Source organism: Streptomyces sp. R-74717, from assembly GCF_047305335.1.
GTDB classification, from domain to species: domain Bacteria; phylum Actinomycetota; class Actinomycetes; order Streptomycetales; family Streptomycetaceae; genus Streptomyces; species Streptomyces atratus.
This window is the reverse complement of sequence record NZ_CP102361.1, coordinates 8,840,414-8,852,543: the sequence shown is the minus strand read 5'-3', so window position 1 is coordinate 8,852,543 and position 12,130 is coordinate 8,840,414. Positions and strand designations below refer to the sequence as shown.

Here is a 12,130-nt window from a genome sequence, read left to right as displayed (position 1 = left end):
AGGAACCGCGGCCTTCCGGCCGCAGCTCGTTCTCACCTTCGGAGCTGAATGATGAACGGAAGTACGGGGCGCAGACCCATCGGACGCGGCAGGGCACGTGCCGCGGCCGCCGCGCTCTGCCTGCTCGCCGGAGCCCTGACCGCCGCTGCGTCCGGGAGCTCCCCGGCCGCGGCCCTCACACCACCGGTCTCCCTGACCGCGGACGACCTCACCACCTGGCAGACCAACGGCATCGTCTGGTCGATGGCCGCGTCGGACGCCGGTGTCGTGTACGCCGGCGGGACCTTCTCCACCGTCCGGCCGCCGGACGCGGCCGCCGGAACCTCCGAACAGCCCGCGGTGAACTTCGCCGCGTTCGATGCGGCGACCGGTGCACCGACCGGCTGCAGTCTGTCGTTCACGCTCTCGTCGGGGACAGCGACCGTACGGGCCCTCGCGCTCTCCCCCGATCAGAAGACCCTGTACGTCGGCGGGCAGTTCGGGGCGGTGAGCGGGGTCGGAGTGAGCAATATCGCCGCGATCGACACCGCGACCTGCACCCCGCGCCAGGACTTCAAGGTCTCCGTCTCCGCGACGGTACGGGCGCTGGCCGTCACGGCCGACACCGTCTATCTGGGCGGTGACTTCAACACAGTGGCGGGTCAGACCCGGAACAAGTTCGCCGCGGTCACCACGGGCGCCGCGCTGAAGCCGTGGAAGGCCAACACCGACGAGGTCGGCCGGGCCGTTGAGTTGACGCCTGATCAGGAGCACGTACTGATCGGCGGTGACTTCTTCACCGTCAACGGCACCACCTCGCACGCACTGGCCGTCGTGGACGCCACCACCGGGGCCGTCGCCAAGAGCTACCCGGCCGGCTTCATTCCGAACACCTCCACGGTGCAGGACCTGACCACGGACGCCACCGGCTTCTACACCGCCAACGAGGGCACCGGAGGCGGTGTCTTCGACGGCCGGATCGCGCTGAACCTCAGCAACTTCGAGCAGCGCTGGCGGGACACCTGCCTGGGCGCCACCCAGGCCGTCCTCGTGCACAACGGCGTTCTGTACAGCGGCAGTCACGCGCACGACTGCGCCAGCATGGGTGAGTTCCCGGACCAGCCACGCAAGCATCTGCTGGCCCAGTCCGTCGACGACCCGAAGCTGCTCCCCTGGTTCCCGGACACCAACGACGGCATCGGGGAGCCGGTCGGACCGCGGGTGATGGCGCAGACCGACAAGGGCGGCCATCACTATCTATGGGTGGGCGGCGAGTTCACCACCGTCAACGGCTCCGCACAGCAGGGCCTCACCCGGTTCGCCGACGGCCCCGACACCGGCGCGCCGTGGGTGCCGAACGTCAGCCTGTCCACCATTGCCGCGGGCAAGGTGGAGGTCAACTGGCAGACGAGCTTCGACGCCGACGACGGTGAACTCACCTACCGGATCTACAAGGACGGTGCGAGCACCCCGGTGTACACCACGACGGGGTATTCGCTGTTCTGGGACCGGCCACAGCTGAGGTGGACCGATACGGACGTGGCCGCGGGTGAGACCCACTCGTACCGGATCAGTGCGAGCGACGGCACCAACACCAGTGCCAAGTCGCCCGCCCTGTCCGCCACCGTGGCGTCAACCGCCGAGAAGTACCCCGCCAAGGTGCTGGCGGACGGTGCTTCGCTGTACTGGCGGTACGACGAGGGCACCTCGACCTTCGCCGCAGACACCGGCAGCGGGCTGGACAACGGATTCCTGCGCAACTCCCCCGCCTACCGGCAGACTCCGGCCGCTGTGGCGGGTGCTTCGACGGCGATCGGCTTCAACGGTTCGAACCAGTACGCGTACAGCAACAAGCGTCATGCGCAGCCCACCAGGTTCTCGGTGGAGACATGGATCAAGACGACGACCACGAGGGGAGGGAAGATCATCGGCTTCGGCAATGTGACCATGCAGAACAGCACCCAGTTCGACAAGCATGTGTACATGCGCAATGACGGGCGGCTGATCTTCGGGGTCTACAGCGGCGGTGCCAGGACCGTCACGACACCCGCGGCCTACAACGACGGTGCCTGGCACCATGTCGTCGCCACGCAGGGCACCGGAGGCATGGCTCTGTACGTGGACGGACAGCTCCGCGCCTCGAACGCCCTGTACACCGCCAATCAGAACTACAGCGGCTACTGGCGGGTCGGCGGGGACAACCTGAACAACTGGCCGAACCAGCCGACGAGCAGCTTCTTCGCCGGGCAGATCGACGAGACCGCCGTCTACCCGACCGCGCTGAGCAGCTCACAGATCAGCGCCCACTACGCCCTGAGGACGGGTGGATGAGGTATCCGTTCCCGGCCGGCGCCGCCGTCGTCGTACTGACGGCGGCGCTGGCCGCCTGCGGCTCGTCCTCCGACGGGCACACGGCGGCGAGCGAGGGAAGGCCATCGGCCACCCGGGCCCCTGTCACCGCTCCCTCGGCAGGTCCCGGCGCCGGCTCGCCCAGTGGCCCTTCGGCTCCGCGGACGAGCGAACCACCGAAACTGCCCACCGATGAACTCACCCCGGCCACCGGCTCCTTCAACAAGAAGCAGAAGGAGTATCTGGTCGACCGCGTGCCCAAGGGCATGGACCCGGCGGCCGTGCTCCAGACCGGTCAGGAGACCTGCGACAAGCTGACGTACCTCGTGAAGGTCGACCGGGACACGGCGGTCGGCGCGATCGTGACGGGCGAGATCGCCGATGCGAAACCCGCCGTCGAGCACCTCTGCACCCAGCACGAAGATCTGGTGCGGGAGGCCTCGCAGGGGTACGCGGACGGCACGTACAAGGACGAGCAGATCCGGCCCGGCCGCTACCACGACGTCACTCCCACCAAGAATTGCACCTGGCAGATCACCGGGGCGAACGGCAAGAACCTGGTGTCGGGCTCCTCCGCCTCCGGGAAACGCGCCGAGATCACCGTCCCGGAGGCGGCCCGCACGTTCACCTCCACAGGCTGCTACGCCTGGCTGCCCGAAGGAGACCATGGATGAGCAAGCTGCCGATAGCCGTGGCGATCCCCACGAAGAACGAGGGGCTGAACATCGCCGAGGCGGTGAAGTCGGTGCTCGGCCACTTCGAGGCGGTCGTCGTCGTCGACTCACACAGTACGGACGACACGGCGAAGATCGCCGAGGAGTGCGGGGCCGAGGTGATGACGTACACCTGGGACGGCGGTCATCCGCGAAAGAAGCAGTGGTGCCTGGACCATGTCCGCACGGACCTGGACTGGATTCTGCTGCTCGACGGGGACGAGCGGCTCAGCCCCGGTCTGCTGGCCGAACTGCGGCAGATCTTCGCCGATCCCGGCGCGCCGAAGCCCGCGGCGTACGACATACCGCTGGGTTACTGGTTCTCCGGGAAGCGGCTGCGGCACGGCTACACCATCCGCAAGCGGTCACTGACCGACCGCACCCGCTGCCGGTACCCGGAGGTCGGGGATCTCGAAGCGCCGGGCATCGGTGAGGTCGAGGGCCACTACCAGCCGGTCGCCGAGTCGGCCGGCTCGCTCCGCAATCCGATCGAGCACCAGGACCTGGACCCGGTCACCGCCTGGTTCGAGCGGCACAACCGCTACTCGGACTGGGAGGCGTGGCTGGAGCACCACCCCGAGGTCAAGGAGCAGGTGCGGAGGGTGAAGTCGCGCCAGGGGCAGCTGTTCCACAAGGCGCCCTTCAAGCCCCTGGTGTCGTTCGCGTACATGTATGTGTACCGGCGGGGATTCCTCGACGGGCGGGCGGGCTTCGACTTCGCGCTGGCGATGAGTTTCTACCGCTGGCAGATCGCGCTCAAGTCCCGTGAGGGGAAGACCGCTTGACTCAGCGGCCCTTCCGGCGGACCACGTCCTCGTAGGTCCGCCGGAGGGTCCGGGTCACGACCTCGATGGTGAACTGCTCATTGACCAGGTCCCAAGCAGCCTTTCCCGCCCGGGCGTTGACCTCGGGTTCGAGGAGTTCCAGAATCGCCCCGGCGACCTTGAGCGCGTTCTTCCCGTCCTCGCCGACCCGGCTGTCGATCACCCGGCCCGCCCCGGCCCGCGCGACATCGGGGCCGAGGCCACAGGTGCGGGTGATGACCACGGGGGTGCCGACCGACATCGCTTCGAGGACGGATACACCCAGGGGTTCCTCGATCGACGGCAGTACGTACACATCGGCCTGCCGCCCCGCCGCGAGGACCTCTTCGTGGTCGAGCGCTCCCACATGGTCGAGGGAGTCCATCACCTCGAGTCTGCGGGCGAGTTCGAGAGTCGCGGGCAGCGCTCCGGTGTCGGGGCCGGCCAGCACGAACCGGGCGTCCGGATGCTCGGCCAGGACCGTCGGCATCGCGGCGACGAAGTCCTCCGGGCGCTTGCGCTCCTGGATCCGGGCCAGAAAGAGGACCGTCGGCGGCCGCCCCGGCTCCCTGGCCGGCGCCGGCTCCTGCGGCCGTACGCCATTGACCAGCCGTACGGTGCGGGTCAACGGCACCGGCGCGGCAACGGCGTTCACATCGAGGCGTTCCCTCTCGGTCAGGTGCAGCACGGCGTCGGCGTCCCGCAGCACCTTGCGTACCCCCAGCAGGTCGGTCAGCTGGGCAACCCGCTTCTCGGTCGGGTCCACCATGCCATGGGTCTGGACGACCAGGGGTGTGCGGGAGGCCAGCGCTAGCAGTGCGACGGGCAGCGTCACCAGGTCGCGCATGAGATGGACATGGACGAGATCGGCGCCGCGCATCATGCGACGGGCGGCGAGCAGGAGCGCACCGGAGGTGATTCCGCTGACCTCGAACATGGGGAGCAGATGGCGGGCCCGGAAGAGATGGACCGGCACTCCCTCGACCTCGCGCGGCAGCCGGCCTTCAAAGCCGTCACCCAGCGCCATGATGCGGGCGTCGTCACCCCCGGCCCGCTGGACCTTCGACAGGTTGAGCGCCACCCTTGTCGGGCCGCCGAACGCATGGTCCGGGGTGTGCAGTGTGACGACGTGCAGGATCTTCACCAGGGTTCCCCTCAACCTCGGCCGACCTTTTACAGACTAGTCATCCAAACCCCCCAAGTGGGTTGATTCGTTAGAGTGTTCACAGGTCCACGGAACGGGGAGCAGATGACGTCCGTGCACGAGGCGGCGCCGTCCGCACCCCTGCCGGAGCACGGCCCGCCAGACCCGGTCCAGCCGCCGGCGAAGCCCATGTCGTGGGCCATGCTGTCGCGGGCCCTGGCCGTGCCTCTCATCCTCGGCCTGGTCTGCTTCCTGCCCGCGGTGATCGCCGCGCAGCCGGGGACGGGCGTCCGGGACACCGCGTACTGGCTGCAGCTGGTGCTGACGTGTTACGCGGGAGCCCGGCTCGCCACGATGATCCTGTCCACGCGGCGGCGTCTGCTGCAGGGCGTGTTCTGGATGTTCGTGTACATCGCGATGGGGGTGGCGCCGTTCGCGCAGGCGGTCATCGGGCAGACCCCCACCCCGATGGTGGGACCGCGGTCGGATCTGGTGACGGCCATCGCGCTGATCCTGGTGGGGTGCGCCGCGTTCGACCTCGGGGCGCTGCTGGCGTCCCGGCGTCCGCTGCGCCGCCGGGCCACCGCACGCTCCGGAAGCGGTCCGGCCACCGCGCACCGGATGCGGCTCAGGCTGCTGGTGGTGCTGGCCTTCGCGGCGAGCGGCTACTACATCCTGAAGCTCGGCGGGCCCGCGATCTTCTTCACCAGCCGCCAGGAGATCAGCGCCTCGGTCGCGGTCAGCGGGGTTGCGTCGAGCCAGTCCAACGTGGGATCGGCCTTCCTCAAGGGCTTCGGTACGGTACCCGCGCTGCTGGGGCTGCTCTTCTGCACCCGCCGCCTGGTGACCTCGCGCAGGGCCCGGCGTTCCCCCTCGACGGTTCTGGTCTGGTGCGCGCTCCTGATCCTCAACATCGTCGTCAACAACCCGATATCCAATGCCCGTTACTGGTTCCTGACCGTACTGGTCTCGCTCCTGTTCACCGCGTTCCCGAGCAGCGCGGCGATGTACCGGTCGGTACTGGCCATGGGGGTGGTCGGGGCGCTGGTGCTGTTTCCGTACGCGGACCGGTTCCGCTACGACAGCGCCGGGTACCGGCCGGTGGATTCGTCATCGGTCTTCGAGCCGCTGGCCACCAAGGACTACGACCAGACGGTGATGTTCGCCAACACCATCACCTGGGTCGACACCCGCGGCCACACCTATGGGCGTCAGCTGGCGGGCTCCGCCCTCTTCTTCGTACCCCGGTCGGTGTGGAGCGGCAAGCCGGAGGACACAGGGGTCCGCGTCGGCCAGTGGATGGGGATGAACATGACCAACCTGTCGGCGCCGCTGTGGACCGAGCTCTGGGTCGACTTCGGTGCTCCGGGCATGGTCGGCGGTCTCGCACTGATCGGGTACGTCGCCGCACGCACCGACCGGCGATACGCGCGGGCGGTGTCCCGGGACGGCCCGGGCCCCGGCAGTGTTCTGGCCATCGCCGCGCCGCTGATCGCCGGGTACACCTTCATTGTGTTGCGCGGACCGCTGTTGCAGTCCGTCGGGAAACTGGCGATCGCGGCGCTCTGTCTGCTGCTGATCACAAGCTTCAGGAGCCGGAGCGGACAGCGCTCGCACTGACGGGCGCCTGTTCCACCGCGGTGCGGCGCCTGAGCCGGGCCACCCGGGTCCAGGTGGCCACCGCCTTGCAGACGGATCCCAGGCACAGGCCCCAGGCAGCGCCCGGCACCCCGCCGAGCACATAGCCGCCGACGAGGAAGGCGACGGCGGCGAGCGAGAAGACCACCTGGATGGAGAGGGTGGTACGGGGGTCGAGCATCCGAAGCGCCAGCAGCCCGCAGGTGCCGACGGCCATCGCCGCGTACTGGCTGCCCGTCGCCGGGAGCAGGGCGGCGGCCGTGGGCCAGGTGTCGCCGAGCAGATGGCGGCCGATTCCGTCGGGCAGCAGGGCGAGTGCGGTGGCCCAGGCGGCGGCTGTGGCGGCCAGGACCGCGGCGAGCGTCGCCGTGGCGCGTACCCTGCGCCGTTCGGAGGCGAGCCGTCCGAGCAGTGGCGGGCCGAAGCCGGTGGCCGAGGTGAACAGCACGTTCAGCGGCCCGAAGAGAGTGGTGGCACCGCGCAGGGCGCCCACCACGAGCGGATTGCCGACCATGCCGAGTCCGAGCACGGAGAGCTGGTTGGTGGCGTTTCCCACCCCGAACTCCACCACGAAGCGCCGTCCCAGATGCCCTCTCCGCAGCAAGACCTTGAGCCGCAGGGCCGTACCGGCCACTCTGCGGTGCAGCAGTGCGGCCGACAGCAGGAGAGCGGGCAGCGCGGACAGCCCCCAGACGCTGACGAGCCGGGCCGCGGCAGCACCGTACGGCTGCACGGCCAGCGCGCCCAGCACACAGACCAGTCTGAGCACATCGCTCGCCAGCGCCAGGTGCGGCAGGTGCAGGGTGGAGAAGGCGTAACGCATGGTGTCCTGCCCCAGGACCACCGGCAGGACGAGCCCCAGCATCATCAGGGCACGTGCGGTGGCTCCCGGCAGCGTCAGGCAGACGGTGACGAGCAGGGCGCCGAGCGCGGCCGCGGTGAGCAGGGTGAAGGCGACCGCCGACCGGCACGCGCCGCGCACCTCGCCGCTCCCGCCGCGCCGCAGCACGAGCGGCTGTCCGGTGTAGGCGCCGGATACCCCCAGCAGCACGGTGAAGACGAGGTAGACCGCCGAGAAGCGGGCGAAGTCGGCCACCGTGGAGAGCCGGGCGGCGGCCACCAGCACCAGGATGTTGGTGAGCGCCGCCACGCCCTGGTCCGCAACCGAGCAGACGATCGCGGTCCGTGCCTTCATCTGTGTCCCGCGGTGGAGTCGAAGGTGCGCAGGCCGAGCGTCTCGGCCGGGTCACCGGTGTGCTCCCGGTCGCCGCGGCCGCCGCCGCCCCGACCGGTAGCGGAGCCGGACCGGCCGCCGCCCGTGCGGCGCCGCCGGCCTTCTTGCGGGCCCGGCGCTCGTAGCGGCTGCGGCCGGGATGCAGCAGGGCGCCGAGCACGGAGCCTCCGGCCGCCCCGATGATCTCGCGGATCCGCTCCAGGTCGCTGCGGTGCACCTCGCGCGGGTCGCAGACCACCACGACACCCTCCACCCGGTCGATCAGTGCGACGGCATCGGCGTACGAGAGCACGGGCGGAGCCAGCACGATGACGACGGCGCCCGGCCGGTCGCCCTCGGCGACGATCCGTCCGACGGGCGCGGAGGTCAGGGCACGCGGGACGTTGTCCGTGCGCCGGCCCGCTATCAGGGTGAAGGCACCCGACCCGGGTACGTCCACATTCATCCGGCTGTCCGACGGCCAGGCCCGTTCGCCCTCCGATGCCCAGCGCGGCCCGGCGCCCTGCACAGCCGGGCCGAGGTCCCTGGCCAGCGAGGGGGTGCGTAGATCGGCCTCGACCAGGAGTACGTCACGTCCCATCTCGGCGAAGGCCGCGGCCAGGTTGACCGCGGCGGCGGCCGCCGCGTCGTTGTCCCCGCGCGGGGCCGTGACCAGGAGTCTGCGGCGCTGGGCGAACGACGGGTCGTAGGCGAGCCGGAAGGCGACCGCCCGGTACTCCTCGGCAAGCCGGCTCCCGCTCCGCCCGATGGCGAGCAGCGCGCCCGCGGATGCTCGTTCCCTGGGCAGGGTGCCGAGCAGCGGCGCGCCGAGCGAACGGACCAGCTCCCGGGTGGAGCGCACGGCCGGGTCGAAGACCAGGCGTACCCACGAAAGGAGCAGGCCGAGCGCGAGCCCGACGACACCGCCGAGTCCCAGCAGCAGGGGCAGCCCCGCACCGGTGGGGTCCGTGGGCGCGACGGGCTTCTTCGTCAGATAGCCGGGAGTGGTGTCCAGGGCCCGCAACTCCGAGATTTTCCTGCTCAGTTCGGAGATCGAGACCACGAGGTTGGCCCGTGCGCTGGTCGCGTCGTTGCTCGTCCCGGCCTGCGCCGCCAGCTGATCGCGCTGTTCGGTGAGGGGCTTCAGCTGGGCGCGGTAGCCGTCGACCATGTTGGCGATGCTGTCCTCGGTGCGCTGTCTGCGGATCTCCAGATAGGCGTCGGCGAGCGCCTCGGCCCGCGACTTCGCCAGCGCGGGGTTGCGGCCGGTGTAGGCGAAGCGGAGCACGAGCGTGTTCGGCGGGTTCGTGACCTGGAGGCCGGACATCAGGGTCCCGACCTCCACCCGGTCGCCGTGCCTGGCCAGGGAGCCGACGGCCAGGGTGCCCACGGTGTCGCTGACGGCGGTCTGCCGCTCGGAGCCGATGTTGATGCCCTTGTCGGCGGAGGCGCCCGCGGCGAAGGGGTCCGAGACGGCGGAGCGTACGACCACCTCGCCCGTCGATGTGTAGCTCTCCTCGCCGCTCAGGGCGAGCCAGCCGCCGCCGAGCAGTCCGAGGACGACGCCGGAGGCGAGCAGTGCGCGGTAGCGCAGGAGCTGGCGGAACTGGTCCCTCAGCAGTGCGGGTTCGTCCTGGTCCTCCAGGGCGCGGATCGGCTGGGTCATCGGCGTGGTCTCCCTTGTGCGTCCGCGAGGACCTCGGTGAGCAGTGCGTCGAAGCGGGCCAGGCCCGCCTCTCGGCTCAGGTGACGTACGACGTACTGCGGTCCGTTGGCGCCGAGCCGGTCCGCTTCGGCCGGCGCTTCGAAGAGCTTGCGTACGGCTGACAGCAGCGCGGCGGGATCCTCCGGTGCGACGAGGATCCCGGCGCCGGACCGGTGGACCTCCTGGGCGGTGCCTCCCCCGTCGGCGACCGAGGCGACGACGGGGCGGCCCGAGACGAAGTACGAGGTGAGTTTGGACGGGACGCTCATGTCGAGCACGGATGCCCGCTGGGTCACCGCCAGCACATCGGCGGCAGCGAGAATGTCCGTGAACTCGTTCGCGCCGGCCGGCGGCAGGAAGTCGAGATTGCGCAGGCCCGTCGCACGCCCCAGCAGCGCCTCGCGCTGATTCCCGTCCCCCATCAGCACGAAACGTATCTCCGGTGCCAGCCGGGCCGCGTCGACCAGGACCTCCAGGCCCTGTTTGAGTCCCATGTTCCCGGAGTGCAGGACCACGGGAGCGCCCTCGCTCCAGCCGAGTCCTGCCCGGGTCCCCGCACGGTCTGCCGAAGGCGCCTGCACATGCGACCAGTTGGGAACGATACGGATACGCCCCGGGTCCACGCCGTACTCGGTGACACGCGGAACGAAACTCTCGTGGATGACTCCGACGAGGGCTGCGCCGCGCAGCGCGTAACGTTCGGCCGCAGAGGCGAGGGCTGCCGCCCGGCCCCCGCCCCGGATACCGCTCTGCGCGGCGGCGGCACCCATCAGATCCTGCACGACCGGTATGTGCGGGACTCGGTGGCGGCCCGCCAGCCGGGCCCCGATGACACCGCCCGCAAGGCTCGGCATCTGAGAGACCACCGCGTCCGGCGGACGCGAAACGGGCGGCGACAGCAGACCGTGCCCGAGTACCGTGGCCTCGAACACCGCTCTGCGCAGGGCCGTCTGGCGCGGCGGCACATAGTGTCTTCGCCGGTGGACGGTGACCCCGGCCCGCTTCTCGGTGACCCGCCACACGCCCCGGTACTCCGATTCGGTACGCCAGGACGGGTAGTGCGGCATGCCGGTCAGTACATGGGTCTCGGCCCCGGACGCGGCCCAGTGCTCGGCGAGCTGCGCGGCGTACGGGCCGATACCTGTCAGCTCCGGTGCGTAGTTGGTCGAGACGACCAGCAGAGTGCGGTCTTCGAGCGGCTTGTGACGATCGGCATCGGACATGGACGCTCGCCTTCCCCCGGACATTCTGTGTTCCCCCCAAGGAACAGCCCCAAAAGTGAGCTTATCCGTTCACGAGATGCGCAAGTGGTCTTCACAGTAAGGTCGTTGCACCATCACCACCGATACCGATATCCCGCAGCACCGGATGCCATGTCCGGACAACTGCTGCTGGACACGGACATCACGTTCACCGTGGGGGGAGAGAACGGATGGTGCACAGGGTCGGCTACGCGCCGGGGGTCTACGACCTTTTCCACATAGGACACCTCAACATCCTGCGGCATGCCCGCAGCCAGTGCGACTACCTCGTCGCGGGCGTCGTCTCGGACGAGATGGCCGCGCTCGCCAAGGGCCACAAACCGGTGATTCCGCTGCCGGAACGGCTGGAGATCGTACGCAGCGTCCGCTACGTGGACGCCGCATTCGTCGAGACCGTGCCCGACAAGGTCGAGACCTGGCAGCAGGTCAGGTTCGACGTCATCTTCAAGGGGGACGACTGGCGGGACACCGAGAAGGGCAAGCGGCTGGAGCGCGACTTCGCCGAGGTCGGCGTCGAGGTGGTCTACTTCCCGTACACCGTGCACACGTCCAGCACCCAGCTGCGCCGGGCGCTGGACACGCTCGTCAGTCCGCAGTCCGGAGCGCTGTCAGCTCCCTGAACCACTTGGCGAGGAACGCCACCAGGAACAGCGCGTGCACGACGGCGAGCACCGCATAGCCGATGCGGAACGCGGTCCGGTCGCCGAGCAGCAGGAACACCAGGCAGAACACCCCGTAGTCGGCAGGCAGCAATGCCACGGCCCGCACCCGGGACACCGGGACCGCGGCACCGCTGCCCGCCGTGGGCAAGGCGGCCGCCTTGCCCAGCTGTTCACGCAGCAGCCCGGCGCAGAAGGTCAGCACGGCGGTGAACAGGAAGCCCAGCGGCAGGAGCAGCCAGCCCTCGGCCGGCAGATCGAAAAACCGCTGGAACGAGATCAGCACGGCGGTGTGTACGAGGATCATCTTGGCGCAGTCAACGACATGGTCCAGCCACTCGCCGTCCGGACCTCCCCTGCCGGTCAGCCTGGCCAGCTGCCCGTCGGCCGAATCGAAGGCGAAGCCGATGACGAGCCCTGCGTACACCGCGACCGCGAGCCCCCAGGACGGCCGGACGAGAGCCACCGAGGCGATGGCGGTGAAGGTGAATGCCGCGCTGATCAGCGTGACTTGATTGGGTGTCAGTCCGATGCGGTATGCACCTGCTGCGAACACCCGTCCGGCCGGGCGGTTCACGTACCGCGAGTACAGCGACACCCCCTTGGCCGTCTTCTGTGCGCCGCGCAACTCGCGCAGAACCGTGCCGGTGCTTCCCATACGCCCC

At 69.7% G+C, this 12,130-nt stretch carries 9 protein-coding genes and 1 pseudogene; 5 read left to right on the top strand and 5 right to left on the bottom strand.

What is annotated here, in order from left to right; all coding sequences use genetic code 11:
- Positions 1 to 48: 48 nt before the first annotated feature.
- Genes NRF20_RS39965 through NRF20_RS39955 form a run of 3 tightly spaced genes read left to right on the top strand, consistent with a single transcriptional unit; the run spans position 49 to position 3,826 of the window.
- Positions 49 to 2,310, top strand: coding sequence for a LamG-like jellyroll fold domain-containing protein (locus NRF20_RS39965; protein WP_413754151.1), 2,262 nt, complete (start codon positions 49 to 51; stop codon positions 2,308 to 2,310).
- Positions 2,307 to 3,002, top strand: a complete 696-nt coding sequence (locus NRF20_RS39960; RefSeq protein ID WP_398631734.1) for a hypothetical protein — start codon at positions 2,307 to 2,309, stop codon at positions 3,000 to 3,002. Before NRF20_RS39965 ends, NRF20_RS39960 begins: the two co-directional genes overlap by 4 nt.
- Entirely contained in the window at positions 2,999 to 3,826 is an 828-nt protein-coding gene (locus NRF20_RS39955; protein WP_413754150.1) for a glycosyltransferase family 2 protein, read from the top strand. The genes NRF20_RS39960 and NRF20_RS39955 overlap by 4 nt, the downstream gene beginning before the upstream one ends.
- A gap of 1 nt (position 3,827) precedes the next feature.
- Here NRF20_RS39955 and NRF20_RS39950 read toward each other — a convergent pair whose 3' ends face one another.
- Positions 3,828 to 4,988 (bottom strand): glycosyltransferase, encoded by a 1,161-nt coding sequence (locus NRF20_RS39950; RefSeq protein WP_413754149.1) that lies wholly within the window; start codon positions 4,986 to 4,988, stop codon positions 3,828 to 3,830.
- 105 nt (positions 4,989 to 5,093) lie between these two features.
- Between NRF20_RS39950 and NRF20_RS39945 the strand changes: the two genes are divergently transcribed.
- Complete coding sequence (locus tag NRF20_RS39945; RefSeq protein ID WP_398631731.1) at positions 5,094 to 6,608, top strand: hypothetical protein; 1,515 nt, start codon at positions 5,094 to 5,096, stop codon at positions 6,606 to 6,608.
- Here NRF20_RS39945 and NRF20_RS39940 read toward each other — a convergent pair.
- The 3 genes and pseudogenes from NRF20_RS39940 to NRF20_RS39930 all read right to left on the bottom strand — a co-directional run bounded on the left by NRF20_RS39940 (position 6,577) and on the right by NRF20_RS39930 (position 10,767).
- Positions 6,577 to 7,821, bottom strand: coding sequence for a hypothetical protein (locus tag NRF20_RS39940; protein WP_413754148.1), 1,245 nt, complete (start codon positions 7,819 to 7,821; stop codon positions 6,577 to 6,579). The two genes, NRF20_RS39945 and NRF20_RS39940, sit on opposite strands and share 32 nt — an antisense overlap.
- Positions 7,818 to 9,505, bottom strand: a pseudogene (locus NRF20_RS39935) (lipopolysaccharide biosynthesis protein). Before NRF20_RS39935 ends, NRF20_RS39940 begins: the two are co-directional and overlap by 4 nt.
- Positions 9,502 to 10,767, bottom strand: a complete 1,266-nt coding sequence (locus tag NRF20_RS39930; RefSeq protein ID WP_413754147.1) for a glycosyltransferase — start codon at positions 10,765 to 10,767, stop codon at positions 9,502 to 9,504. The pseudogene NRF20_RS39935 and the gene NRF20_RS39930 overlap by 4 nt, the downstream one beginning before the upstream one ends.
- A 209-nt stretch (positions 10,768 to 10,976) precedes the next feature.
- Between NRF20_RS39930 and NRF20_RS39925 the strand changes: the two genes are divergently transcribed.
- Positions 10,977 to 11,426 (top strand): adenylyltransferase/cytidyltransferase family protein, encoded by a 450-nt coding sequence (locus tag NRF20_RS39925; RefSeq protein ID WP_114242908.1) that lies wholly within the window; start codon positions 10,977 to 10,979, stop codon positions 11,424 to 11,426.
- Here NRF20_RS39925 and NRF20_RS39920 read toward each other — a convergent pair.
- Complete coding sequence (locus NRF20_RS39920) at positions 11,392 to 12,123, bottom strand: CDP-alcohol phosphatidyltransferase family protein (RefSeq protein ID WP_114242909.1); 732 nt, start codon at positions 12,121 to 12,123, stop codon at positions 11,392 to 11,394. The two genes, NRF20_RS39925 and NRF20_RS39920, sit on opposite strands and share 35 nt — an antisense overlap.
- Positions 12,124 to 12,130: the final 7 nt, after the last annotated feature.